This window comes from Lachnospira intestinalis (genome assembly GCF_040095895.1).
Lineage (GTDB): Bacteria > Bacillota > Clostridia > Lachnospirales > Lachnospiraceae > Lachnospira > Lachnospira intestinalis.
On sequence record NZ_JBBMFS010000003.1, the window covers coordinates 104,716 to 131,618 of the forward strand.

General features: G+C 40.9%; 18 protein-coding genes and 1 other annotated feature. Of the genes, 1 reads left to right on the plus strand and 17 read right to left on the minus strand.

The window, feature by feature from the left end; translation table 11 throughout:
* Positions 1-4: 4 nt before the first annotated feature.
* Genes WMO37_RS04925 through WMO37_RS04940 form a run of 4 tightly spaced genes read right to left on the minus strand, consistent with a single transcriptional unit; the run spans position 5 to position 7,800 of the window.
* Complete coding sequence (locus WMO37_RS04925) at positions 5-4,441, minus strand: coiled-coil domain-containing protein (RefSeq protein ID WP_349154427.1); 4,437 nt, start codon at positions 4,439-4,441, stop codon at positions 5-7.
* Positions 4,434-5,177 carry a DUF6063 family protein gene (locus WMO37_RS04930; RefSeq protein ID WP_349154428.1) on the minus strand — a complete coding sequence of 248 codons (744 nt, stop codon included), beginning with the start codon at positions 5,175-5,177 and terminating at the stop codon, positions 4,434-4,436. Before WMO37_RS04930 ends, WMO37_RS04925 begins: the two co-directional genes overlap by 8 nt.
* Complete coding sequence (locus tag WMO37_RS04935) at positions 5,177-6,790, minus strand: hypothetical protein (RefSeq protein ID WP_349154429.1); 1,614 nt, start codon at positions 6,788-6,790, stop codon at positions 5,177-5,179. Before WMO37_RS04935 ends, WMO37_RS04930 begins: the two co-directional genes overlap by 1 nt.
* 2 nt (positions 6,791-6,792) lie before the next feature.
* Positions 6,793-7,800, minus strand: coding sequence for a Wadjet anti-phage system protein JetD domain-containing protein (locus WMO37_RS04940; RefSeq protein WP_349154430.1), 1,008 nt, complete (start codon positions 7,798-7,800; stop codon positions 6,793-6,795).
* Between the two features lie 342 nt (positions 7,801-8,142).
* On the opposite strand from WMO37_RS04940, the gene WMO37_RS04945 reads away from it, so the two are divergent.
* Positions 8,143-10,161: a hypothetical protein gene (locus WMO37_RS04945; protein ID WP_349154431.1), complete on the plus strand. Its 2,019-nt coding sequence runs from the start codon at positions 8,143-8,145 to the stop codon at positions 10,159-10,161.
* A 106-nt stretch (positions 10,162-10,267) separates the two neighbouring features.
* Here WMO37_RS04945 and tuf read toward each other — a convergent pair whose 3' ends face one another.
* The 13 genes from tuf to rpmG all read right to left on the minus strand — a co-directional run bounded on the left by tuf (position 10,268) and on the right by rpmG (position 26,680).
* Entirely contained in the window at positions 10,268-11,461 is a 1,194-nt protein-coding gene (gene tuf / locus WMO37_RS04950; protein ID WP_227090503.1) for an elongation factor Tu, read from the minus strand.
* A gap of 104 nt (positions 11,462-11,565) precedes the next feature.
* Positions 11,566-13,728, minus strand: a complete 2,163-nt coding sequence (gene fusA / locus WMO37_RS04955; RefSeq protein ID WP_227090502.1) for an elongation factor G — start codon at positions 13,726-13,728, stop codon at positions 11,566-11,568.
* Between the two features lie 20 nt (positions 13,729-13,748).
* Positions 13,749-14,219, minus strand: a complete 471-nt coding sequence (gene rpsG / locus WMO37_RS04960) for a 30S ribosomal protein S7 (protein WP_022432529.1) — start codon at positions 14,217-14,219, stop codon at positions 13,749-13,751.
* Positions 14,220-14,489: 270 nt separating this feature from the next.
* Positions 14,490-14,909: a 30S ribosomal protein S12 gene (gene rpsL, locus WMO37_RS04965; protein ID WP_022432528.1), complete on the minus strand. Its 420-nt coding sequence runs from the start codon at positions 14,907-14,909 to the stop codon at positions 14,490-14,492.
* 260 nt (positions 14,910-15,169) lie between these two features.
* Positions 15,170-18,850, minus strand: coding sequence for a DNA-directed RNA polymerase subunit beta' (rpoC, locus tag WMO37_RS04970; RefSeq protein WP_227090500.1), 3,681 nt, complete (start codon positions 18,848-18,850; stop codon positions 15,170-15,172).
* 17 nt (positions 18,851-18,867) lie between these two features.
* Positions 18,868-22,839 carry a DNA-directed RNA polymerase subunit beta gene (gene rpoB / locus WMO37_RS04975; RefSeq protein ID WP_349154432.1) on the minus strand — a complete coding sequence of 1,324 codons (3,972 nt, stop codon included), beginning with the start codon at positions 22,837-22,839 and terminating at the stop codon, positions 18,868-18,870.
* A 330-nt stretch (positions 22,840-23,169) separates the two neighbouring features.
* Positions 23,170-23,535, minus strand: a complete 366-nt coding sequence (gene rplL / locus WMO37_RS04980; RefSeq protein WP_022432525.1) for a 50S ribosomal protein L7/L12 — start codon at positions 23,533-23,535, stop codon at positions 23,170-23,172.
* 111 nt (positions 23,536-23,646) lie between these two features.
* A complete protein-coding gene (gene rplJ, locus WMO37_RS04985; RefSeq protein ID WP_227090498.1) occupies positions 23,647-24,141 on the minus strand; it encodes a 50S ribosomal protein L10 in 495 nt (164 codons plus the stop codon).
* Positions 24,142-24,194: 53 nt separating this feature from the next.
* Positions 24,195-24,359, minus strand: a sequence feature (ribosomal protein L10 leader region).
* Positions 24,360-24,426: 67 nt separating this feature from the next.
* Positions 24,427-25,122, minus strand: coding sequence for a 50S ribosomal protein L1 (gene rplA, locus WMO37_RS04990; protein ID WP_022432523.1), 696 nt, complete (start codon positions 25,120-25,122; stop codon positions 24,427-24,429).
* 76 nt (positions 25,123-25,198) lie between these two features.
* The gene (gene rplK / locus WMO37_RS04995) at positions 25,199-25,624 is read right to left on the minus strand and encodes a 50S ribosomal protein L11 (protein ID WP_022432522.1); all 426 of its coding nucleotides are present in this window, start codon (positions 25,622-25,624) and stop codon (positions 25,199-25,201) included.
* 127 nt (positions 25,625-25,751) lie between these two features.
* A complete protein-coding gene (nusG, locus tag WMO37_RS05000) occupies positions 25,752-26,288 on the minus strand; it encodes a transcription termination/antitermination protein NusG (protein ID WP_022432521.1) in 537 nt (178 codons plus the stop codon).
* A 15-nt stretch (positions 26,289-26,303) separates the two neighbouring features.
* Positions 26,304-26,507: a preprotein translocase subunit SecE gene (secE, locus tag WMO37_RS05005; protein ID WP_022432520.1), complete on the minus strand. Its 204-nt coding sequence runs from the start codon at positions 26,505-26,507 to the stop codon at positions 26,304-26,306.
* Between the two features lie 23 nt (positions 26,508-26,530).
* Positions 26,531-26,680, minus strand: coding sequence for a 50S ribosomal protein L33 (gene rpmG, locus WMO37_RS05010; RefSeq protein WP_227090497.1), 150 nt, complete (start codon positions 26,678-26,680; stop codon positions 26,531-26,533).
* Positions 26,681-26,903: the final 223 nt, after the last annotated feature.

Genomic DNA, 26,903 nt, shown 5'->3' on the forward strand with positions numbered 1-26,903 from the left:
ATTTTTAGTATCTCTCTTCCACCCTGAATTCTGACAGTACCATCCGCTTCACCGGTTCGCCTTTGATATGGCTGGCTTCCATGCGCCATGCGCCGCTTCTGATACTTGAATCCATAAGTTTTAACACATAAATATTGTCAAAGCGGTTATAGATGGAATCACCGCCAAGTCCTGACAGGCAGATTAGCTGCGTATTCGTTTTCTTTGCCATCTCCATCAGTGGTTTCAGTAGATGTTCCGCATTGGTCTGTGCAAACGGATTATCCATAATCAGCACCTTGCCTTCCTCTCCCGTGGTAAACAAATCACTCTCATCCCGCCGCATATAACTAAGCAGACAGGTCAGAATCACAAACGCTGATAAAAAGCCCTCGCCGCCGGAATTGGCTGATACCTCTGCCCATGTAATCGGGACTTCACGTTCCGCTTCAATCTTATACAGCTTAATTTTTACACTGCCGATACCCACAGTATCATCATACAGTCTTTTTGTTGTAATGACATTTCCCAAAAATTCATTTAGATTTTCATTCTTATCAATCGTATCAAGACCATTTTGTATCACCTGCTCAAAATAATCGTGCAGTTTCATACGGAAATGTTCCTGTTCGCTTTCCCAGTCTGCTACCTGGATTTTTAACATTTTAATGTTTCTGCCGCGCACGCTGATTGTTGAATTTTTATCAATCATTGCAATATTCGCATTAACACTGCGCACGTATTCTAAAAACATTTCTTCAATGTTTTTTTGTTCATTGTCAATGCTTGCAAGATCAATTTTAAGTTTTTCCAGCTGGCTCTCATACGAAGCCTTATTCACGGCATACTGCTCTGCCAGATTCTTTGGACTGGCAGTCTGTGTCAACAGACTGTCAAATGTTTTCTTAAAATAATCTTCTGCATAAATATCTTTTGCTGCAATTGAACGGATTTCTTCTGCCAGACGGTTCTGCTCATCCTTTAACCGGGACAGTGCCGTTAGCAGATTTCTTTTTACCGTCTTCTGATACCGGGTAAGTTCCTGTGCCTCTACGGTTTCAATATCCGGAATCTGCTGTCTGATTTGTTCCTGTTCCTCCGGTGAAGCTGACACCGGTTCATCTGCATATTCGGATACACTTCCTGCCTGAACCTCCAGCTGATTTTTTTTGTTTTCCAAATTTTTTAATGCTTTTTCAATCGACTGTACCTCATATTTTTTCAGCTGTATACGTTCTTTAAAATCTGTATCCGTAATTGTTTCTCTTGCCGCCGGTTCTTCGTGTCCTGTCTTTTCCACCAGTTCTTTTTTTGTAAACGCAATCGACGCATTTAACGTTTCAATTCTTCCTGTCAGCTTATTATTCTTTTCATTTGCTGCATTTAAAGTCTTTTCCACTTCTTTTTGCTCTGCTTCCAGTCCGTCACAAAGTGCTTCGGCATAGACCAGTTCCTGATAGTCTTTTGGCTGTAAGTCATATTTATTTTTCTTTGCAAGTTCCTTTTCCTTACGAATCAGCTTTTCCCCGCTTCTGTGGCTGCGTGCCTGTAACTCTGTAATCGTATCTGACACTTCCTTTGTCAGTGCCAGATACCGGGCCTCAAGCTGCTGCGGTGTCTTATCATCTGCTGTGTATAAATAATCTGCATTCCCATTACCGCTAATGCCTGTTTCTTTACGGTATGCCTCATACGAAACAGCTTTTTGCTGCGCCTGTTCTACCAGCAGACCATACTGGTTGATCAGGCTTTGCTGCCCTGACAGTGTATTTTCAAGTTCATTTAATACAAACCGGATTTCTCGCTGTTTCTTTTCCAGTTCTGCCTTTTCATTCCGGATACGCATAAGGCTTGCGTTATCCATTTCATACTGTTCATATCTTTTGCAGAGCTTTTCAAATGCATGGCTTCTGTTTTCAAAGAATAAAATTATATGCTTTATTTCTTCAATCTTTCCTGTATTCTCAAGCTTTGCCGTACTGTTTTCTTCCTTCTGATGCCGTATCTGTAATTTCTTTTCTTCCAGCTCTTGACGGTAAGCCTTTGCCTGTTCAAGCTCATTTTCCGCCTGCTGATATACCTGCACCGAAAAATCCTGATTTTCAATTGTATTCTTATAAGTACGGAAAATGTTTAACTCGTCATTTTTATGGGCAATGTCCTCTTCTATCGCTTTTATCTTTCCACGGATATCTGCAAGTATTTTTTCCAATTCATTTTTATTAAGCAGGTGATGATTAAACATAATGAAAAAATGAATTTTTCCCGCAGTTGTCACAGGTCCTTTAACGGCATCCATCGTATTTTCAAGTTCATCCCTGATAATAACCGGAATCGGAAAACCGGTATAGAGTTCTTCATCAATCTGCGCCAGCCGTTCAAAAACTGTTCTTTCCATTATAATGGAATACGGCAGAAACGGATTTTTTGCAACAAGCTCCTTATTCTGCTTTTCTGTCCGTCCATTTTTAGACAGCCACTCCATTCCATACACAAGTTCAATTCCGTTCTGCTCAAAATACGTCCTGATATGCTCCGGCAGTTCAACTGTCTTTCCTTCCCGAAGCTGCTGTAAATGTTTTTCATCCGCAGTCTTTTGTGCAATCAATGCGCTTCTTTGTATATCCAGTTCCTTTATTTTTCCATTCAGCCTGTCTAAAATGTGTTCCCGTTCATCGACCTGTTTTTCCGGCAGTCCGATATATTTCATAATACGTATACGTTCATTTTCCTGATGTTTTAATCCGGCAATTCTTTCTGCCAGAACGGCAATTTGATTCTTATTTTCTGTAAGTTTTTCCGTATTTTCATCTGATTCCTGTGACAGTCTGCGGTCTGTCAGCTCCAGTTCTTCCCGCTTTTTTGTTGTTTTAGCAAGCTTCCCTTTTTCGTTTTGCACTTCTTCTTCAAATGATTTTGCCAGAACCGCCAGCGCACCATCTTCATATAAGCCAACAAGATTTCTTTTCAGCACCGCATGATATTCTTTTACGAAAGTATCTTCTGCTTCATCATAAGCTTTGACTGCATTTTCAAAAGCACCGATATTCTGTGCAAGGTTCCTGATTGCTGTTTCACTTTCATTCAACTGCAATGTCTGTTCATTTCTTTGCTGCTGTGCCACATTGTACTGTTGTCTGTGTTCCTCTGCTGCCTGCATATTTTTTTGCATTTCACCGGTATAAAACAGATACAGCCGGTGTCCGATTGCTTCAATCTCTGCATTATGGTCTTTAGAATCCTTTAACAGTACATCAATTTTTTCATCAGTTTCCGCTTTTTCCTGCTCCAGTTCTTTTATTTCTGCATAAATACGGCTGCAATCATACGCATTAAGCTGTTTCAACAGATTTTCCCGGACTTCTGAGAGTCTTGTAATCTGTGTTTCCTGCTCAATCCGTTCTAATACAGCTTCTTTTTTCTCATCTTCATATTCATACACCGCGCAGGAAATCTGCTCATAAGTAATCTGGCGCAGCTGTCTGTCAGCCTCCTGCTCCTGCTGTCTTTTTTCTGTGATTTCTGTTTCCAGTTTTCCAATCACTTCCCGCAGCACTGCTGCATATAAAACAATCTCTGTTTTATATGCAGCAGCATTTTCCTGTTGTTGTGTATACAAGTCAATATCCGTTTTTAGCGGCTTTGTATCCTCAAAGTATTGTTCTATAACAGCTTTCCGTGAAATTTTAGACTGATTGCTTTTGTATTGCTCAATAAACTTGCGGGTAAGATTTCTGAATTCTTCCATCTTATTTTTATCCTGATTGAGCTTATCCTCAACTGGTCTTAAAAACCAGTTTTCCACAAGATTTTTTTCATCCTTGGCATTATTAAACAATTCCGACAGTCCTGACTCTTTCTGATTGACCTTACGGATAATGCTCTCCCACTCTTTATTGTAAATCTGATACTGCCGAAGTGTAGTAAAATACTGGCTTCTTGCATATTTAGATGATAAATCGTAATATTTAAAATTCCCCTCTTTATCCTTACTGATTTCTTCAAATAAGCTTCGGCACTCCCCGAATCCTTTCAGTGATTTTCTATTGCCGTCTGTCTTTATTACCGCAATATTGTCCATGTCATAACGGCAGCCCTGTGCATAGCTTCCGGTAAATGCGATGATTTCCAGTTCTTCCGTATCCTGGTCATCCTTCTGGCTTTTCCGGATCATCATTCCTGCAAGAAAACGTTCATTTCCTGCATCAAGCTGCCACTCTGTCATAATAAATGTCGGTCTGCCCGTTGTAAAATAGCTTTTAAATGCCCTGTCTCCAAAATCCCTGTAAGTCTTGTTAACAAACAGCCCCACAATCATCTGCACCAGCACACTTTTTCCACCGCCGTTGCGCAGGGAAAGCAGCGTGCTTTCCCCGCCAAGGTCAAATGTTTCATCATCAATTCTGATTGCATTGTGGTTATAATTCAGATTTAATATTCGGATTCGTGATATTTTACTCATGGCTTACCCCCAGTGCTTCCATTATTCTGTCGTAATTTTCCTTATTTAACAATTTATACTCCATAATATTATCCAGCTTCGGCGTTGTCTTAATCATTTCATCTTCTGCAATAAATACAATCAGCCCCTGTTTGTCAAGAAATTCACAAATAATACTGACAAATCCCTCTTTTGTATATTTAGAGCGGCTTCCGCTTTCAATACTTTTTAATGCTTCATACGCCTCACTCATGCTTTTATAATCAAGTACATTTTCATATAATTCATGTGCCGCCCGGTCATCATTTTCCCGTTCCCGTTCCATGGCAAATCCTGCCCGCAGCCGCTCCGATACCGTATTCTGCAATTCGCCCAGCTTTAAAAATTCGCGTGATTTTGCCATACTGCCCTGACCGTCAAAAAATTCTGCCAGCAGTGTCAGTATTACAAACTGTGACAGGTAATAATCCCTGTCTGTTGCATTCGGCTTGCAAATAGCTTTCTTTAAATCTGCCTTTGTAAATCCCAGATATTTATTATCAATCTCCGGCATCAGATAAATCGTACTGCCATACCGCTCCACGCGGCATTCGGCAATCTCTGCCTGGCTCTTTACAAGGTGCAGGACCTCCTCATTTTCCACATACGCCCTATATAATTCATTGACGCCCGAATCGGCATCACTTAATGCACCGTGACACAGCAGATAATAAAATATTTTCTGGCTGTACACGATATTTTCTGCTTCATATGCCATTACTGCCCCTCCTCACATCTGAATTTCACGTTGGAACATTTTATATTTTTAATGTTTCCCTGTTCATCTTTTACATCTTTAAAATAAACCGGCGGTACTTCTTCGCACGGTTCAATATAAATGGTATTTATTTTTTTTAGTGCCGCCTCTTCCGTTACTGTAAGCAGCATTTCATTTAATACAAATCCTTCTGACGTATCCATAAGATATCCTTCCTGTTCTTTGCGGAGTGCATGCAGATGAATCTCTCCTGCCGTCAGAAATTCAATGATAATTTCCCTGAAAATCTGTGCTGTCGGTATCAGCTTTTCTCTGCTTTCCATAGAAAGCTGTGTGCTTAAATCTTTCAAATCCATTTCCCTGCGTTCTGAAAGTTCATACATCAGCACACGGACACTGTCTTCATATTTTTTCATCCGCTCCCTGTGCTTTTGCTCTCTTTCAAGATTGTAAGCATTGGCATCAAAATCAAGCTGTGTTTCTTCTTCCGGCACTTCTGATTTTTTGAGTTTCTTCTGAAATTCCAGCATTTTTTCCGGATTAAAGATTTTGTCTGTCTGCCCGATAAACAGCGGATTTAAAATCCTGTCCGCATTGATAAGCAGTGCAGCATCTTTTAAAATCTTGTCATAAATGCCGCTTCTAAACGGAAAACGCTGCACCATTGTCATATTTGAGTAGTTTTCCAGCTCATAATCATAAAGTTTTTTCAAATCAAAATGCTGTCCTAAAATTTTCTGATGCTCATCAAGTGTTCCTGTAAGATAACGTCCAATCACTCGCAGAGAGTTCAGATTTTCCTTTTCTTTCGCCGTAAAATCCTGTGCATTCATCTCTTTTTCTTCAAACTCTTTAATTTTTTCTTCAATAAATTCCCGGTGCATGTTAAATTTCTCACGCGTTTCCACAACCGTGCTGATATTTTCTTCCACAAGCTGGCGATATTCTTCTATAGAATACGACAATGCATTTCTTTTGACGGCATGAACAGCCTCCTGAATCTTCTGGCTCTGCTTTCTTAACTGTCCGAAAACATTTTTAATATCTTCAACCGCTTTATTATAGTCGGCTTTTTCCAGATGCAGCTTAAAAAGCATTTCATGAACCGTCAGTTTGAGATTATTCTCCATTTCCATGGTCGCAAGCACCATATTGTAGCCTTCCTCCGTCAGGAAATAAGAAGTTCTTTTCACACCGCCGTCCTGATAAACAACCTTATTATCAATATAGCGGATATTCACCTCGCCATAAGACTTTGTTTCATACCGGAACACCTTAAAATACATTGAATTTCCGGCGTTTCCAAGCACTTCCTCTACCATGAAACGAGCAAAATCCCGACTCTTATCAAAGCTGATCTTCCGGTTATAATACTCAAATGATATATCCTCTAAAAACAGTGCAATATCATCAATCGTACAGTCTTCCTCTTTTAATGAATATTCCATAATGTATAACAGCAGGGTAAACAGCATATTCATCTGCTCGTCCTTCGTTTCAATACCATATTCTTTCCACGTTTTTTTATCAAAACTGTTGCCGCAAAGCACAGCATACCGTCCGACACATTTCATTCTTTTATCAAAATTTTTCAGAAAATCTTTTGGCTCCATTTTTATCCCCAATCATGTTCATTTAATATTTCCTGCGGTATATATTTGCCTGCGCGAAGAATCTGCACAATCTGTTCCTGATACCTCTGTTTAAAAAAAGATAAAAATAACGTTCCTATATTGGAATTCTGCTTTTCCTTTGTATCGGGTAGATTTTCCAAGCCGGTATTTTCTGCCTTGTCCAACATCTTTTCATAAGCTGTCACAAATAAATCAATCCGTACTGCCTTTCCTGATAAATTTTCCCACGGCATACCTGCCAGATGTTCATATATTAATATTCCCTCATAGTCCAGATCCCCAAAATAATACAGCATATTTTCTGCATTAAAATAATCTTCTGCCCCCTGTACATAGTCTGAAAATGTCCTGTAAATCCCTTTTCCGGCACCGTAAATTACCGTATCAAACATTTTCCCCAAAATCCGGTTATCAACATGGTTCATATATCTGCGGATATCAAAAAATGTATCTTTATTTTCAATTATTAAAATATTCTGTGGGGTCTTTTTGGTATAAGAATAATAAGAAAGCGGCTCTGCCGTATCATAAAAATTCAGCTGACCGCGCTCAATTCCAAGCCTGCTGCAGAATTGCAGCCCGCCTTCCTGCTGAAAAAATTTCTCTCTCCCGAAAATTTCAAAACTGCGTTCATTCATTGTTTCGGGAAGTTCTAATAAATCTATATGCTCTGTCAGATACGTACTCAGACGCATAATTTTATCTTCATCCTGTGCAAACTGTTCCGGGTGTTTCCGGTAATACGTTGTATGAAGAAGCGGATGCAGCTTAAAATCCAGCTTTTCACTGACATCACCGTAATCCGGCTCTTTCACATACTCCCAGAATGCCACGGGAAGCGCCGGCTTTTTACCATTCGTTCCTGCACTGCGGACCGGTACCAGCGTTCCCTGTGAGAGTTCGAGCATAATATCTGCATACAGCTGTCCATACTCTTTTTCAGGAGATTGTGCGATAATATCTTTTAAAAACACTTTTCTTTTTTTCATATATTATTTCCGCTTTCTAAATGTTATTTATATCTTAAATCTGCTTCCCCACTGCCCGATTTGAATTGTATTTAGTATTATTTTAACATTATTCATGAAATGGGACAATAGAATCTTATATATTGCTTCTTAATACGCTTTTATTATATTCATATTGTATTTTTATAGCTACAAAAAACTGCACGAAATCTTCCAAAATCTCAAAAATATGTAAAAAATCAGTAACATTTTCTCTATAAACGACCTATAATCAGTATATGATTTGCTTCGTTAGATATTATTTATATACCAAGAATGCGGCAATGTACCATTTTATTATTTTTTTTAAGAATGGAGGTTATTATGGCAGATTTTATTTTACTTAATGAAGATTTCTCTGATTTTCCCATTGGTGAATTCCCTTATGATAAGAATCATTCGGCAATGGGTGAGTATCATTTTATCCATTATCCCGGATATTATGGTAAATGGCATGACCCGGTATGCAACCACACTTATAACGGTCAGGGTGCTTCCTGGATTATTTCTGAATATAATGGAAAACATTTTATGGAGCAGATGCGTATCCGCAATGACAAGCCCCACCGGACTTTTCCTATGCTTACAAGCGGCGACAGATTCTGGCGTGATTATACTATAACTGCAAGTGTCCGTATGTTTACTACCAAATGGGGTAATGCCGGCATTGGTTTTTGTTGTCAGAACTCTGCTAATCTTCTTGTCCTTGTTTTTGAAGAACATGAACTGAGAGTTGAATACCGTCATAAAGAAGAGGTTACTATTCTTGATTCTGTAGCTTTTAACTACAACTGTGACGATACTTATATCCTTAAAGCAGAAATTAAAGGCAGCCATGTTATATGCAGCGTTGATGATAAGGTCTATTTTGACATTGACACTGAATATGCCGTACAGGGTGGCAAAGTCGCCGTTACAGCAACTATCCCTGCACAGTTTGGTTTTGTAAATGTTACTACTTCTGAAAGTACTGCTGCTTCTATTGATGCTGCAAGAAATGCTTATAAAGCTGAATGTGAAGATGCACAGGCACATTATCCTAAGATGAAGCTTCTCAAAAAGATTAATCTTAAGGGCTGTGGCACCGGAAGGCAGCTTCGTTTTGGTCATCTTCTTGGCAACGGTGAATACCAGATGGTTATGGCACAGTGCCAGAAAAGAGTAAACCGTGATGCTTATGGAACCATCAGCTGTCTCACCGCATTTGACCTTGACGGCAATATTTTATGGCAGCACGGTGAACCAACCAATAATCACGACATTGGCACTATATCAGCTGACATGCCTATGCAGATATACGATATTGATGGTGATGGTTTTGACGAGGTTATAACCGCCAAGAATTTTGAAGTCCTTATTCTTGATGGCAAAACAGGTGAAGTCAAGAAACGCACCAGAACACCTTTCTCCACAACAGAAGAGGATGGAACGATTATCGGTGTTCCTGATAAAATCTATGCTTTTGACAGAATTAACCCTGACGGTATGCGTATATGCAATTTCCGTGGTCTTGATAAGCCACGTGATATTCTTATTAAGGATCGTTATTGCAGGGTGTATGCACTTAACGATGACCTGGAGGTTATGTGGCATTTCCAGAGTGATAAGAATACCGGGCATTTTCCTTTTGCAATTGATATTAACGGGGATGGGCATGATGAACTTCTGGTAGGTTATAACATGCTTGACTGCCACGGTAACAAGATGTGGACTATGCCTGTTAATGAAGACCACATTGATGAAATTGTTCCAGGAAGATTCGAATCCGGTCCACATAAAGGCACTAAATTCTTTGCCTGCGTTGCGGGAAAGGAAGGCTTCCTGATATCTGATTTTAACGGAAAACTTCTCAAAAAGGATGGCATAGGTCATGCACAGCGTGTCAGTCTCGCTAATTACCTTCCTGACCGCCCAGGTTATGAAATGGTTGTTGTTAATTTCTGGGGACATCAGGGAATTATATATTTCTATGACAGCGAAGGTAACCAGTTATGGGAAATGGAAAATGAGCTTAATGGTAATCTTTTAACACCTGTAAACTGGACTGGTGACGGTCAGGACTTCATTCTTCTTAATGCTGATGTAGAGCGCGGTGGAATGATTGATGGCAGAGGTATTCAGGTTGTTAAGTTCCCTGATGACGGTCATCCTACCATGTGTGCAGAAGCTGTAAATCTCTACGGCGATGCCCGTGATGAAATTGTGACATGGGATTATGATTCAATGTACATATATACACAGGATGATGCACCTAAAGCTGAAGTATATGCACCTTTCAAATATCCTGATTATAATGCTTCTAATTACCGTGGAGAGTACTCTTACCGTGAGAAGTGGTGGTAAAAATTTAAGAATATAAATGGCTGAGCAAGCCAAAAAAAGGCTTCCGGGATTTTCCCGGAAGCCTTTAAATTTACTGTATAAATACTGAGTACATCAACCAATAAAATTACTCAATGATTGTAGCAACAGCACCTGAACCTACTGTACGTCCACCTTCACGGATAGCGAAACGAAGACCCTGCTCCATAGCTACGTTGTGGATAAGTTCAACTGTCATTTCTACGTTATCACCAGGCATGCACATTTCTGTACCAGCTGGAAGTTCACAAACACCAGTAACATCAGTTGTTCTGAAGTAGAACTGTGGTCTGTAGTTGTTGAAGAATGGAGTATGACGTCCACCTTCGTCCTTTGTTAATACGTAAACCTGAGCTGTAAACTTGTGATGAGGTGTGATTGAACCTGGCTTGCAGAGAACCTGTCCTCTCTGGATTTCGTCTCTCTGAACACCTCTAAGAAGTGCACCAATGTTATCACCTGGCTGTGCTTCATCAAGAAGCTTTCTGAACATTTCGATACCAGTTACAACAACCTTACGAATGTCATCATGGATACCAACGATTTCAACTTCTTCATTTATATGAAGAACACCACGTTCTACTCTACCTGTAGCAACAGTACCACGACCTGTGATAGAGAATACGTCTTCTACTGGCATAAGGAATGGCTTATCTGTATCTCTTTCTGGATCTGGAACATATTCATCGATTGTGTGCATAAGTTCAAGAATCTTATCGCCCCATTCGCTGTTCGGATCTTCAAGAGCCTTAAGAGCTGAACCCTGGATGATTGGTGTGTCATCGCCTGGGAAGCCATACTCGTTAAGGAGTTCTCTGATTTCCATATCTACTAATTCAAGAAGTTCCGGATCATCAACCATATCACACTTGTTCATGAATACAACGATGTAAGGAACACCTACCTGACGAGCAAGAAGGATATGTTCTCTTGTCTGAGCCATAACACCATCTGTAGCAGCTACTACGAGGATACCAGCATCCATCTGAGCAGCACCAGTGATCATGTTCTTAACGTAATCGGCATGACCTGGGCAGTCAACGTGAGCGTAATGTCTCTTTTCTGTTTCATATTCAACGTGAGCTGTAGAGATTGTGATACCTCTTTCTCTTTCTTCTGGAGCCTTATCGATATTTTCGAATGCAACAGCTTCACCTGTACCAAGTCTCTCATGAAGAGTCTTTGTGATAGCAGCTGTAAGTGTAGTCTTACCATGATCTACGTGTCCAATTGTACCAATGTTACAATGTGGTTTAGTTCTTTCAAATTTAGCCTTTGCCATTGTTTAAAATCCTCCTTAAAATGATTCATACCCTTTATGGGGTTTCATAGCTAAAATCTATTATATTGCATTTTTAAATATTTTGCAACTATATTTTTATTAGATTATTTTGCTCTTGAAGCAATAACCTTATCCTGAACGGACTTTGGAGCCTGTTCATACTTATCAAAGAACATAGAGTAGTTACCACGACCCTGTGTCTTAGAACGAAGGTCTGTAGCATATCCGAACATCTCTGAAAGCGGAACGAATGCTTTAATCATCTTACCACCTGAGATATCTTCCATACCTTCGATACGTCCTCTACGAGAGTTGATATCACCGATAACATCACCCATGTATTCTTCCGGCATTGTAACTTCAACCTTCATGATTGGCTCAAGAAGTGCCGGAGCTGCCTTAGCCATAGCATCCTTAAATGCCATAGAACCGGCAATGTGGAATGCCATTTCTGATGAATCGACTTCATGGTAAGATCCATCATAGATATCTGCTCTAAGTCCGAGAACCGGGAATCCAGCTAAAATACCTGAGTTAGCGGCTTCACGGATACCATCTGCAACTGAAGGGATGTATTCCTTAGGAATAGCACCACCAACTACTGATGATTCACAGAAAAGTACCGGAGGCTCATTGATTAATACTGTATTCTTTGTTTCAACATCGAACTTATCAACGTTTGCTTCAAGTGGTGAGAAACGTACTTTACAGTGACCATACTGACCACGACCACCTGACTGCTTAGCATACTTACTATCAACATCAACTGCCTTTGTAAAGCATTCTCTGTAAGCAACCTGTGGAGCACCTACGTTTGCTTCTACCTTGAATTCACGAAGAAGTCTGTCTACGATGATATCAAGATGAAGTTCACCCATACCTGCGATAATTGTCTGACCGGTTTCCTGATCTGTGTGGGCACGGAATGTCGGATCTTCTTCAGCAAGCTTTGCTAAAGCTTCACCCATCTTACCCTGGTCATTCTTAGTCTTTGGTTCGATAGCAAGTTCGATAACCGGCTCTGGGAATTCCATTGACTCTAAGATAACCGGATGCTGTTCGTCACAGATTGTATCACCTGTTACAGTGAACTTCAGACCTACAGCAGCTGCGATATCTCCAGAATAAACCTTATCAATTTCTTTTCTGTTGTTAGCATGCATCTGAAGGATACGGCCAACTCTTTCCTTCTTGTTCTTGTTTGCATTTAATACATATGAACCACCGTTCAATGTACCAGAGTAAACTCTGAAGAATGCCAGCTTACCAACGAATGGGTCTGTCATAATCTTGAATGCAAGAGCTGAGAATGGTTCTTCATCAGATGACTTTCTTGTAACTTCGTTACCGTCTTCATCAACACCTGTGATATCCGGGATATCTGTTGGTGCAGGCATGTATTCGATAACTGCATCAAGAAGCTTCTGAACACCCTTGTTCTTATAAGCTGTACCGCAAAGACAAGGAATTGCTGTACCTTCGATAGTACCCTTTCTTAAAGCTGCCTTTAATTCAGGAATTGTAAGTTCTTCATCATTAAAGAACTTTTCCATAAGGTCTTCATCAAGTTCAGCACACTGTTCAATGAGCTTGTCATGATATTCCTGAGCCTGATCCTTTAAATCATCAGGAATTTCACCTACGGAAATATCATCACCCTTATCTCCGTTAAAGACATAAGCCTTCATTTCAAATAAGTCGATGATACCCTTAAATTCATCTTCCTTACCAATCGGAATCTGTACAAGTACAGGATTCTTACCAAGCTTTGTTATAAGCTGGTTGCATGATCCAAAGAAATCTGCACCCATCTTATCCATCTTGTTCATGAAAGCCATACGTGGTACATTGTATTTATCAGCCTGACGCCATACGTTCTCTGACTGCGGTTCTACACCGTTCTGAGCATCGAACACACCTACAGCACCATCAAGAACTCTAAGTGAACGTTCAACTTCTACTGTGAAGTCAACGTGACCCGGAGTATCAATGATGTTGATACGGTATTCTGGCTGTGTCTTATCTGGCTTACCTTCTTTTTCCGGTGTCCAGTGACATGTTGTAGCAGCTGAAGTAATTGTGATACCTCTTTCCTGCTCCTGGGCCATCCAGTCCATGGTAGCAGTACCTTCATGAGTATCACCAATTTTGTGGTTTACACCAGTATAATAAAGGATACGCTCTGTTAATGTAGTCTTACCTGCATCGATATGAGCCATGATACCAATATTTCTGGTTCTCTCCAATGGATATTCTCTTCCAGCCATCGGTAAATCCTCCTATATTATTAGAATCTGTAATGAGCAAAAGCCTTGTTTGCTTCTGCCATCTTGTGCATATCTTCTTTCTTCTTTACAGAAGATCCTGTATTGTTTGCAGCATCGAGGATTTCATTTGCAAGTCTTTCTTCCATTGTCTTCTCGCCTCTTGCACGAGAATAAGCTGTCATCCAACGAAGAGCTAAAGCCTGTCTTCTGTCCGGCTTAACTTCGATCGGTACCTGATAAGTAGCACCACCGATACGTCTAGCCTTAACTTCAAGAACTGGCATGATATTGTTCATAGCTTCTTCGAAAACTTCGATAGCAGGTCTTTCAGTCTTTGCTGCGACTCTGTCAAATGCTCCGTATACAATCTTCTGGGCAACTCCTCTCTTACCATCAAGCATAATGTTGTTGATAAGCTTTGTCACGACCTTATTATTGTAAATAGGATCTGCTAATACATCTCTTTTCTGAGTATGTCCTTTACGTGGCACGGTTCTTCCCTCCTTAACAATATTCATTAATTCATCGGTACTCACAAATATATATGACCTTTTTCCACCTGCGACATCCAATAAAGGCTGCCGCCATCGGGATAATCGGCTGTGTACGTGCGCGGTATATCTTAAACCTGCAACCTTCGGATTAATCTAACTCCGGCACTTGTTATAAATCATATTGTGAATAAATGCGGACCATTTCCGCGTTTTACTGCATGGTTTTTAGAAAATCTGCCAACCTGCAATTTGCCTTTACGATACTAATTATTTAGCATCCTTAGGTCTCTTGGCACCGTATTTAGAACGTGCCTGTCTTCTCTTAGCGACACCTGCTGTATCAAGTACACCACGAACGATGTGATATCTTGTACCTGGTAAATCCTTAACACGTCCACCTCTGATCAGAACAACGCTGTGTTCCTGAAGATTGTGTCCTTCACCTGGGATATAAGATGTTACTTCAATACCGTTTGAAAGACGAACTCTGGCAATCTTTCTAAGGGCTGAGTTAGGCTTCTTAGGTGTTGCAGTCTTAACAGCTGTACAAACGCCTCTCTTCTGTGGAGCAGCTACGTCTGTTGCTTTCTTCTGAAGTGAGTTGTATCCCTTCTGAAGAGCTGGTGCTGTAGACTTCTTTACTGTTGTTTTTCTTCCCTGTCTTACTAACTGGTTAAATGTAGGCATTCCTTTTTCACCTCCCGGAATTAGAATAATTCATGGTTGCATATTCAGTTCATTTCTGAATAATGTGGCATAGCAGGGCTTTCCTGTTATCACACACTTGTTTAGTATATATTTTATATTTTTATATGTCAAGCACTTTTTAAAATTTTTAGCTCAAAGATATATCTGCTCAAACTTTTTCTGTAAAAACCAAAAATTCCGGTACAGTGCATTACCACTATACCGGAACTTTTTATCCTATGCCTGAAACGGCTTTAGTTTTATTCTGTTACTGTAACTTCTTCTTCCGTCAGTTCCAGTGTTTCGTCATCAGAAATGTCAGATGCAGCTTCCTCTTTTGCTCTTTCGGCTGCTTCTTCTTCAATTTCTTTGCGGACCCTTTCATTAGAATCCAGTTCAACGTTCTGATAACGCTTCATACCTGTACCGGCAGGAATCAGTTTACCAATGATAACGTTTTCCTTCAGACCAATCAGCGGATCGACCTTGCCGTTAATAGCGGCATCTGTCAGAACCTTTGTTGTTTCCTGGAAGGAAGCAGCTGACAGGAATGAATTTGTTGCAAGAGAAGCCTTTGTAATACCCAGAATAATTGAAGTACCTGTTGCAGGAGTCTTGCCTTCCTCTTCCAGCTTTTCGTTTACTTCCGTAAATTCAATTGTATCTACCTGAGAACCTGTCAGGAATTCTGAATCTCCAGGAGATTCAATAACAATCTTCTTTAACATCTGGCGTACAATCAATTCGATATGCTTATCGTTGATTTCTACACCCTGGATACGGTAAACCTTCTGAACTTCACGCAGTACGTAATCCTGTACGGCACGTACGCCGAGGATTCTTACGATATCATGAGGATTTTCAGAACCTTCTGTGATTTCTTCACCCTTTACAACAATCTGACCTTCCTGAACCTTGACTCTTGTATCTCTAGATACAGGATAAGCCTTTGAGTTACCATCATCGTCTGTAATAACAATATCTGTCTTCTTTTCTGTCTTTGCAAAGCTTACGACACCGCCAAACTCTGCCAGTACAGCAAGTGCCTTTGGCTTTCTTGCTTCAAAAAGTTCTTCGACACGAGGAAGACCCTGTGTAATATTATCACCGGCAACACCACCTGTATGGAAAGTACGCATAGTAAGCTGTGTACCCGGTTCACCGATAGACTGGGCAGCGATAATACCAACAGCTTCACCAACCTGTACGGTCTGACCTGTCGCCATGTTAGAACCGTAGCACTTTGCACATACACCAATGTGTGAACGGCAGGTAAGAATTGTTCTGATTTTAACCTTTTCAACACCTGTTGCAACAATCTGTGCTGCTCTCTTTGGTGTTACAAGGTGGTTTGCAGCTAAAATCACTTCACCGGTAGACGGATCAATGATGTCTTCTGCAAGATATCTGCCTGTAATACGTTCTTCTAATGATTCAAGGATATCTGCCTTTGCATCACTGCTTGCAGTTGCCTTATCATTTACGAATTCAGATACATACATACCCGGAATTGCCTTACCGGCGCTGCAGTCTGTTTCTCTGATAATCAAATCCTGTGATACGTCTACAAGACGTCTTGTAAGGTATCCTGAATCGGCTGTACGAAGCGCTGTATCGGACAGACCCTTACGCGCACCATGCGCTGAAATGAAGTATTCCAGTACATCAAGACCTTCACGGAAGTTGGACTTGATTGGGAGTTCGATTGTATTACCGGATGTATCTGCCATCAAACCACGCATACCTGCAAGCTGCTTAATCTGCTGGTTAGAACCACGGGCACCTGAATCGGCCATCATGAAGATGTTGTTGTATTTATCAAGACCTTCAATCAGGGCATCCTTTAATGCCTCATCCGTTTCCTGCCATACGCGGATAACATTCTTATGTCTTTCTTCATCTGTTGAACGACCTCTGTTGTAGTTTACAGTAATCTGTTCAACCTTCTTTTCTGCATCGGAAATCAGTTTCTTCTTAATCGGCGGCACAGTCATTTCTGAAATAGAAACGGTCATGGCTGCTCTTGTAGAATACTTATAACCCATTGCCTTAATATCATCAAGTACTTCGGCTGTTGTCGTTGTACCGTGGGTATTAATAACGTGCTGTAAAATATCCTTTAACTGCTTCTTTCCTACATGGAAATCAACCTCCAGAAGCATCTGGTTTTCTTCCTTGCTTCTGTCTACATATCCTAAATCCTGTGGGAGAATTTCATTGAAAATGAATCTTCCCAGTGTAGATTCTACATTACCTGAAACGGTATTGCCTTCTGCATCGGTCTTTGTCATATGAACTAAAATCTTAGAGTGTAATGTAATAACTCCGTTTTCATATGCAAGAAGTGCTTCGTTTACATTCTTAAAGAACTTACCTTCACCCTTTGCCCCCGGTCTTTCCTGTGTCAGATAGTAAATACCAAGAACCATATCCTGTGAAGGAACAGCTACAGGGCCACCATCAGACGGCTTTAACAGGTTGTTTGGTGAAAGCAGCATGAAGCGGCATTCTGCCTGTGCTTCTACTGAAAGTGGCAGATGGACGGCCATCTGGTCACCATCGAAATCGGCGTTGAACGCTGTACAAACAAGCGGATGCAGCTTAATTGCCTTACCTTCTACAAGGATTGGCTCGAATGCCTGAATACCAAGTCTGTGCAGTGTAGGAGCACGGTTTAACATAACCGGATGCTCTTTGATAACATCTTCCAGCACATCCCATACGCTGTTTTCAAGATGTTCTACGCTCTTTTTCGCTTTCTTAATATTGTCAGCCAGTCCACGTCTTACCAGTTCTCTCATAACAAACGGCTTAAACAGCTCAATTGCCATTTCCTTTGGAAGACCACACTGATAAATCTTTAATTCAGGACCTACAACGATAACAGAACGACCTGAATAGTCAACTCGCTTACCAAGGAGGTTCTGACGGAAACGTCCCTGCTTACCCTTTAACAGGTCTGAAAGTGACTTTAACGCTCTGTTACCAGGACCTGTTACCGGACGTCCGTTTCTACGTCCGTTATCAATCAGGGCATCAACAGCTTCCTGAAGCATTCTCTTTTCATTACGGATAATGATTTCCGGAGCGCCCAGCTCAATCAGACGTGCAAGTCTGTTGTTTCTGTTGATGATTCTTCTATATAAGTCATTTAAATCGGATGTTGCAAAACGTCCACCGTCTAACTGTACCATTGGTCTTAAATCCGGTGGGATTACCGGAATTTCAGTTAAGATCATCCATTCCGGTCTTGTTCCGGCTGTTAAAAACGCTTCCATGACTTCAATTCTCTTAATGAGTCTTGCTGCCTTCTGGGAAGTTGTATTTTCAAGTTCTTCCTTTAACTTTGCAACTTCTGATTCCAAATCTACATTTTTAAGCAGTTCATAAATGGCTTCCGCACCCATGCCGACACGGAATGTATTGCCGTACTGATCGTAGAGTTCACGGTATTCCTGTTCTGTTAAAATCTTCTTGAACGGAATTTCTGTCGTACCCGGATCAATTACAATATAAGCTGCAAAATATAATACTTTTTCAAGGTTCTTCGGTCCGATGTCCAGAATCAGATCCATACGGCTAGGAATTCCCTTAAAATACCAGATATGGGAAACAGGAGCCGCTAAATGGATATGTCCCATACGATCTCTACGGACACTGGCCTTTGTTACTTCGACACCACACTTATCGCAGATAATACCCTTATCTTTGATTTTCTTATATTTACCGCAGTGACACTCCCAGTCCTTACTCGGTCCAAAGATTCTTTCACAATACAAACCATCTTTTTCCGGTTTTAAAGTTCTGTAGTTGATTGTCTCCGGCTTTGTAACCTCACCGTGAGACCACTCTAAAATATCCTCCGGAGAAGCCAGTTTAATCTGAATCTTATCAAACTTCATAGACTGACTGGTCAAATCTCTTTTTGATTCTTCTGCCATGATCGTGCTCCCTTCTATTAATCCATCATATCTGAATTGCCATCGCCATAATCATCTGCATCATCAAATGCATCATCGCCGGCATACTCTACATCCTCTGCATCTTCAAAGCCGTCTTCACCGACTGTCTGAATGGTTGAACCATTCTTAGCATATTCTGCTTCCTCTTCTCTGCTGTCACGTCTGTATCTGCCATCATCAAGAACTTTCTTGAAGTCAGTTACTTCGTATTCAGAGCTTTCAAGCAGTTTCACTTCATTGTTATCCTTATCAAGCACTCTTACGTCTAATGCCAGGGACTGGAGTTCCTTTAAAAGTACCTTGAAGGATTCCGGAATACCCGGTTCAGGGATATTTTCACCCTTGATAATTGCTTCGTAAGTACGAACTCGTCCTACAACATCATCGGACTTCACAGTCAGGATTTCCTGTAATGTATATGATGCACCGTAAGCTTCCAGTGCCCAAACTTCCATTTCACCGAAACGCTGTCCACCGAACTGTGCTTTACCACCGAGCGGCTGCTGTGTTACAAGTGAGTAAGGACCTGTTGAACGTGCATGAATCTTATCATCAACCAGATGATGGAGCTTTAAGTAGTGCATGAAACCGATTGTTACAGGGCTGTCAAAATATTCACCTGTACGTCCGTCACGCAGTCTTACCTTACCGTCACGTCCGATTGGAACACCCTTCCATTCTTCTCTGTGTGCTCTGTTGTCACTCAGATACTGGAATACGTCAGGATTCAGCAGTTCTTTATATTTATCTGTAAATGTTACCATATCTTCCGGATAATCTTCGCCATTTTCCTGTGCAGCTGCCTTTTCACGCTGTAATTCTTCATCATCAAAAGGTGTATTTGCATAGTCATTTGCCATATCCAGTGTATCCATAATATCATTTTCGTCTGCACCGTCGAATACCGGTGTAGAAATGTTAAAGCCAAGCACCTTTGCTGCAAGACTTAAATGGATTTCAAGCACCTGTCCGATATTCATTCGTGAAGGCACACCCAGAGGGTTTAAGACGATATCAAGCGGACGTCCGTTTGGAAGGAATGGCATATCTTCCACAGGGAGAACTCTGGAAACGACACCCTTGTTACCATGACGGCCGGCCATCTTATCACCTACAGAAATCTTTCTCTTCTGTGCAATATAGATGCGGACAGACTTGCTGACACCCGGTGCCAGTTCATCGCTGTTTTCTCTTGTAAATGTCTTCACTGCCACAACGATACCATATTCACCATGAGGTACCTTTAATGAAGTATCTCTTACTTCTCTTGCCTTTTCACCAAAGATTGCACGAAGCAGTCTTTCTTCGGCTGTCAGTTCTGTTTCACCCTTTGGTGTTACTTTACCAACCAGAATATCTCCGGCACGTACTTCTGCACCGATGCGGATCACACCGTTTTCATCCAGATCCTTGATAGAATCACTGCTTGCGGAAGGAATATCTCTTGTGATTTCTTCCGGTCCTAACTTTGTATCACGGGCTTCGATTTCATATTCTTCAATATGGATAGAAGTGTATACATCATCACGCACCAGACGTTCACTTAATAATACAGCATCTTCGTAGTTGTAACCTTCCCATGTCATGAAACCGATTAACGGGTTCTTACCTAATGCAATTTCACCATTCTGTGTAGAAGGACCATCTGCGATAACATCGCCTTCCTTCACCTTGTCACCTTTAAATACGATTGGACGCTGGTTATAGCAGTTGCTCTGGTTACTTCTTGAGAACTTTGTCAGCTTATACTCATGTACCTTGCCGTCATCTTCTCTTACAATAATTTTATCAGATTCAGACAAAAGAACTTCACCGTCTGCTTCTGCTACAACGCAGACACCTGAGTCTCTTGCTGTCTTATTTTCAATACCTGTACCAATAACCGGTGCTTCTGTCATCAGAAGCGGTACGGCCTGACGCTGCATGTTGGAACCCATCAGCGCTCGTGTACAGTCATCGTTCTGAAGGAACGGAATCATGGATGTCGCAACAGAGAATACCATCTTTGGCGATACGTCCATTAATTCAATCTGTGTCTTGTCAAATTCAGAAGTTTCTTCTCTGTAACGGCCGGATACAGTATTCTTAACGAAATGTCCTTCTTCGTCAATTTCCGCATTCGCCTGTGCTACATGATAATCATCTTCTTCATCAGCCGTAAAGTACTGTACTTCATCGGTAACACGCGGATTCTTTGGATCGGTTCTGTCTACCAGACGGTACGGTGCCTCTACAAAACCATATTCGTTAATTCTTGCATAAGATGCAAGTGAGTTAATCAGACCGATGTTCGGACCTTCAGGTGTTTCAATAGGACACATTCTTCCGTAATGTGTATAGTGAACATCTCGAACCTCGAAACCGGCACGATCTCTTGACAGACCACCCGGTCCTAATGCAGAAAGACGTCTTTTATGCGTAATTTCTGACAACGGGTTATTCTGATCCATGAACTGTGACAGCTGGGAACTTCCAAAGAATTCCTTAATCGCTGCCGTAACCGGTTTAATGTTAATCAGTGACTGCGGAGAAATACCGCTTAAGTCCTGTGTGGACATTCTTTCCCTGACAACTCTTTCCATTCTGGAAATACCGATTCTGAACTGGTTCTGTAACAGTTCGCCGACCGCTCTGATACGTCTGTTACCAAGGTGATCAATATCATCCTTTGTACCAACGCCGTATTCAAGGTGCATATTATAATTAATAGAAGCAATAATATCTTCTACAGTAATGTGCTTTGGAATCAGATCGGCAATGTTCTTGCAGATTGCTTCTTTGATTTCTTCAAGTGATTCATTTTCAGCTAAAATCTGGCTGAGTACAGGGAAGAATACAGCTTCTGTAACACCGAGTTCTCTTGCTTCTTCCTTTGAAATATCAACCCATTTTGTAATATCAACTGCCATGTTAGACAGCACTTTTACTCTCTTTGTTGTAATTGTACCGTCACTGTTTCTTAAATCTACATTTAAGAAGACTGCCGGAACCGCTGCATCCTGAATTGCCTGTGCTGTTTCTCTGTCAAGCTTATCGCCTGCCTGTGCAATGACATTGCCCTGTGTATCCACAACATCATCTGCAAGGATATGTCCTGAAAGTCTGCTCTTGAAAGAAAGCTTCTTATTAAACTTATATCTTCCCACCTTTGCAAGGTCATATCTTCTCGGATCAAAGAACATACCTGAAATCAGCGCTTCCGCACTATCTACAGATAACGGTTCACCCGGTCTTAACTTCTTATAAAGCTCTAAAATACCTTCCTGATAGTTTGTAGAAGTATCCTTCTCCATTGTAGCAAGAAGCTTTGGTTCTTCGCCGAAAATATCAATAATTTCAGCATTTGTTCCGAAACCGAGTGCACGAATCAGCACGGTTACAGGAACCTTTTTATTTCTATCTACTTTAACATAGAACACATCGTTGGCATCTGTTTCATACTCTAACCATGCACCACGGTTTGGGATAACCTGTGAGCTGTAAAGGAAAATCTTACCGTACTTATCCTTCTGGATATCGTAATAGATACCTGGTGAACGTACCAGCTGGCTGACGATAACTCGTTCTGCTCCGTTGATAACGAATGTTCCCGTCTTTGTCATAAGTGGAAGGTCGCCCATGAAAATTTCATGTTCGCTGATATCTTCACTTTCCTTATTGTGGAGTCTTACTCTTACCTTCAGAGGTGCTGCATATGTAGCATCTCTTTCCTTACATTCTTCAATAGAATACTTGACATCATCTTCGCATAAAGCAAAGTCAACAAATTCCAGACTCAATCTGCCATTGTAGTCTGCTATTGGAGAGATATCATCAAAAACTTCTTTTAACCCTTCATCCAGGAACCACTGATAAGAGTCCTTCTGAACTTCAATAAGGTTCGGCATTTCAAGAACTTCTTTCTGTCTTGAATAGCTCATTCTCATGCTCTTGCCTGCCTTGACCGGACGCATTCTGTTTTTCTCCATTGACGTTTCACCCCTTGTGTTTATTTTTATATAAAATCTGATATTTTTAATATGCAATGCAATAAAAAAGCATAAGCATACACAATAGTGCATTGTCCATAATAGCATACAGTCACTTGTCTGTCAAGCACTATACATGATAATTTTTACCAGTTTTCCTTTTTATTACATTTGCGCGCATAATTATGAATATTATAACATTTTCAGAATTGAAAGTAAATTCATTTTCACGAATTACACCGCTGCCGTACAGTATTTCTATAACGTAAAAAACCGGACTCCCGCAGGAATCCGGTTCTTAATTTTATATTGATACTGTTGTGGGTAAAATTACTTAAGAGTAACCTTAGCGCCTTCAGCTTCAAGCTTCTTCTGAATTTCTTCAGCTTCTTCCTTAGAAGCGCCTTCCTTAACAACCTTAGGTGCGCCATCAACAACTTCCTTAGCTTCCTTTAAGCCAAGACCTGTGATTTCACGAACAACCTTGATAACCTTAACCTTGTTAGCGCCAGCTTCTGTAAGTTCTACGTCGAATTCTGTCTTTTCTTCACCTGCTGCTGCGCCAGCACCTGCTGCTGCAACAACAACGCCTGCTGCTGCAGATACGCCGAATTCTTCTTCGCAAGCCTTAACTAAATCGTTTAATTCTAATACTGATAATCCCTTAATAACTTCAATGATTTCCTGTGTAGTCATTTATTTACTCTCCTTTTATATTATTGGGCTGCTGCCCGGACCGTCCATACGGTATCCGTACAGACTCTGTTCAACATTTCCATGGATACGTTTTGTATCCGGACACGGAAATTAAGCAACTTCTTCGTTCTTTTCAGCGATCTGCTTAATAACACGTGCAAAGTTTGTAATAGGTGACTGGATGCTTCCAAGGAACTTGCTGAGAAGTTCGTCTCTTGACGGAATAGAAGCAATTGTCTGAATGCCAGCTGCATCGTAGTATGTTCCTTCAACAACACCGCACTTTAATTCAAGAGCTTCGGCTGTCTTAGCGAAGTTGCTAAGGATTCTAGCCGGAGCTGTTGCATCTGTAGTGCAGATAGCAATTGCTGTAGGTCCTTCAAGCATATCTGTCATTGGCTCGAATTCTGTACCTGCGATAGCTCTCTTTACTAAAGTATTCTTATATACCTTGTAAACGACACCGGCTTCTCTTAACTGCTTACGAAGCTGTGTATCCTGCTCTACAGTTAAGCCACGGTAGTCAACTAAAACAACGCCCTGCGCGCCATTTAAGTGTCCTGAAATTTCGTCTACGATAGGTGCTTTAAGTTCTACCTTTGCCATGAATTTGTTACCTCCTGTTAGATTTGTATCCCACCAGAGGGATAAATTCTGCCCAATTCATAAAAAAGTCCTCCAAAGCACAAGACTTCAGAGGACGTAGATTCATGTCTTAATATACCGCAGACTGTCTGTCTGCCGCATTTCATAATCCTCGGTAGGCGAATAACCTTTAACCCCGGATGGGGACCTGCTGTCTTAGGCAAAATATTGCATTGTGTGATGTATCACACAAACAAATGATAGTATACTATCTTCATATATAGGTTGTCAACCGTTTTTTACAAATTAGCCAACATATTTTGCTGTGCTGACCTTAACACCAGGACCCATTGTAGAAGTAAGTACAACACTTCTTAAATACTGACCCTTTAATGTTGAAGGCTTTGCCTTAACGATTGCATCCATAATAGCCTGGAAGTTGTCCGCTAACTGGTCTTCAGTAAATGAAGCCTTACCAATTGGCACGTGAATGATATTTGTCTTATCAAGTCTGTATTCAATCTTACCAGCCTTGATATCATTAACAGCTTTTGTTACATCCATTGTAACTGTACCAGCCTTCGGGTTTGGCATTAAGCCCTTAGGACCGAGTACACGTCCCAGACGACCAACAACGCCCATCATGTCAGGTGTTGCAACAACAACATCAAAATCGAACCAGTTATCATTCTGAATCTTAGGAATCAGTTCCTCACCGCCTACGAAATCAGCGCCTGCTGCTTCAGCTTCTTCAGCCTTAGCACCCTTAGCGAAAACTAAAACCTTAACAGTCTTACCTGTTCCGTGTGGAAGAACAACTGCACCTCTGATCTGCTGATCAGCATGACGTCCATCACAACCTGTTCTGATATGAGCTTCAATTGTTTCGTCAAATTTTGCTACTGCAGACTTCTTTACAAGAGCAACTGCATCTGTAGCTTCATATAATGTTGCGCGGTCGATTAACTTAGCCGCTTCAACGTATTTCTTTCCTCTTTTCATTATCAAAAAACCTCCTAGTGGTAATATCGGAAGGGACTTGCTTTCCTCCCACATATATCAAATTAATATGAATCAATTAATCTTCTACAACGATTCCCATACTCTTTGCTGTTCCTTCTATCATAGACATAGCAGTCTCGATAGATGCAGCATTTAAGTCTGGCATCTTTAATTCAGCAATCTTCTTGATTTCTTCCTTAGAAATCTTTGCAACCTTTGTCTTGTTTGGTGTACCAGAACCTGACTTAATGTTGCAAGCCTTCTTTAAAAGAACTGCTGCCGGCGGAGTCTTTGTAATAAAGCTGAAACTTCTATCAGCATATACTGTGATAACAACCGGGATAATTAAATCTCCCTGATCTGCTGTCTTTGCATTGAACTGCTTTGTAAACTCTACAATGTTTACACCATGCTGACCAAGAGCTGGACCAACTGGTGGAGCCGGTGTAGCTTTGCCGGCAGGAATCTGTAATTTGATATAACCTGTTACTTTCTTTGCCATTTTAGGCACCTCCTAAATATTATGTGGTAATTGGCGAAAGATACGGCTGATTTAAATCTGCCGCTTCAATCTCCCACGCTTATGCCTCACTGCCTATATGCCCATAAGCAGCTGCTTAAGCTTTCTGTTACATAAGTTTTACGTCTGTAAAACCAATCTCAACCGGTGTTTCACGGCCGAACATTTCTACATTAATGGTCAGGCACTGCTTGCCGTCATTAATTGCTGTAATTTCCCCAACTGTATTCTCCCATGCTCCTGAAAGAATCATTACCTGGTCACCAACTTTACCAGCAAACTGGACAACCGGCTTTGGAGCCTCAGTTCCCGGAAGGGTAATTCCAAGTGATTTAATTTCAGCCGGAGTGAGCGGTACCGGTTTGGATCCCGGACCTACAAATCCTGTAACGCCTCGGGTGTTGCGGACAACATACCAGCTGTCATCGTTCATCACCATGTTAATGAGTACGTATCCAGGGAACATCTTCTTCTGGGCAGACTTTGTTGCACCGTTCTTTACTTCAACAACCGTTTCAAGCGGAACGATGACTTCGAGAACCTGGTCCTGAAGATTTCTGTTTTCAACTGTTTTTTCGATGTTTGCCTTTACCTTATTCTCATAACCGGAATAAGTGTGGACAACATACCATTTTGCTTCGTCCATCTAATCACCTTTTCCTTACTTCACCAAGAATTCGATACCAAAGCGGGCAATCAAGTCCACTACTGAAATGATTACACCGACTACAACGGATACAATCACAACCGCAGCAGTTTCCTTTGTAAGTGACTTCTGGTCAGGCCAGACAATTTTCTTGAACTCAGCCTTTAAACCTTTGAACCAGCTTTTTTTCTGTTTTTTTGTTTTAACAGTTTCACCCATAGCTTTTACCTCACTGCTCCAAATTACTTGGTTTCCTTGTGTAATGTGTGTGATTTACAGAACTTACAGTACTTCTTTGTTTCCATTCTGTCCGGATGAGTTTTCTTATCCTTCGTAGTGTTGTAATTACGCTGTTTACACTCTGTACATGCCAATGTTATCTTAACGCGCACAACTTCCACCTCCAATTTTCGTTAAATTTTTGTAGGTGTATGAGATTCTACACCAATTGGTTCTTTTTTAGGCATAAAAAAAAGACCGCTTCCATAGCCGTTCTAGTTTATCATAGTAAACAGGCACTCGTCAATATCTTTTTTGACAAATTTTTTAATCCAAATCTTTAAATTTTCCTTAAAGAAACTGCGTGACATTCCGAATATATTAGTATATAATATT

Bases quoted from the DNA above. Each gene is read 5' to 3' on its own strand.
- WMO37_RS04925 (WP_349154427.1), bottom strand. From the start codon at position 4,441: ATGAGTAAAATATCACGAATCCGAATATTAAATCTGAATTATAACCAC.
- WMO37_RS04930 (WP_349154428.1), bottom strand. From the start codon at position 5,177: ATGGCATATGAAGCAGAAAATATCGTGTACAGCCAGAAAATATTTTAT.
- WMO37_RS04935 (WP_349154429.1), bottom strand. From the start codon at position 6,790: ATGGAGCCAAAAGATTTTCTGAAAAATTTTGATAAAAGAATGAAATGT.
- WMO37_RS04940 (WP_349154430.1), bottom strand. From the start codon at position 7,800: ATGAAAAAAAGAAAAGTGTTTTTAAAAGATATTATCGCACAATCTCCT.
- WMO37_RS04945 (WP_349154431.1), top strand. From the start codon at position 8,143: ATGGCAGATTTTATTTTACTTAATGAAGATTTCTCTGATTTTCCCATT.
- tuf (WP_227090503.1), bottom strand. From the start codon at position 11,461: ATGGCAAAGGCTAAATTTGAAAGAACTAAACCACATTGTAACATTGGT.
- fusA (WP_227090502.1), bottom strand. From the start codon at position 13,728: ATGGCTGGAAGAGAATATCCATTGGAGAGAACCAGAAATATTGGTATC.
- rpsL (WP_022432528.1), bottom strand. From the start codon at position 14,909: ATGCCTACATTTAACCAGTTAGTAAGACAGGGAAGAAAAACAACAGTA.
- rpoC (WP_227090500.1), bottom strand. From the start codon at position 18,850: ATGGCAGAAGAATCAAAAAGAGATTTGACCAGTCAGTCTATGAAGTTT.
- rpoB (WP_349154432.1), bottom strand. From the start codon at position 22,839: ATGGAGAAAAACAGAATGCGTCCGGTCAAGGCAGGCAAGAGCATGAGA.
- rplL (WP_022432525.1), bottom strand. From the start codon at position 23,535: ATGACTACACAGGAAATCATTGAAGTTATTAAGGGATTATCAGTATTA.
- rplJ (WP_227090498.1), bottom strand. From the start codon at position 24,141: ATGGCAAAGGTAGAACTTAAAGCACCTATCGTAGACGAAATTTCAGGA.
- rplA (WP_022432523.1), bottom strand. From the start codon at position 25,122: ATGAAAAGAGGAAAGAAATACGTTGAAGCGGCTAAGTTAATCGACCGC.
- rplK (WP_022432522.1), bottom strand. From the start codon at position 25,624: ATGGCAAAGAAAGTAACAGGTTATATCAAATTACAGATTCCTGCCGGC.
- nusG (WP_022432521.1), bottom strand. From the start codon at position 26,288: ATGGACGAAGCAAAATGGTATGTTGTCCACACTTATTCCGGTTATGAG.
- secE (WP_022432520.1), bottom strand. From the start codon at position 26,507: ATGGGTGAAACTGTTAAAACAAAAAAACAGAAAAAAAGCTGGTTCAAA.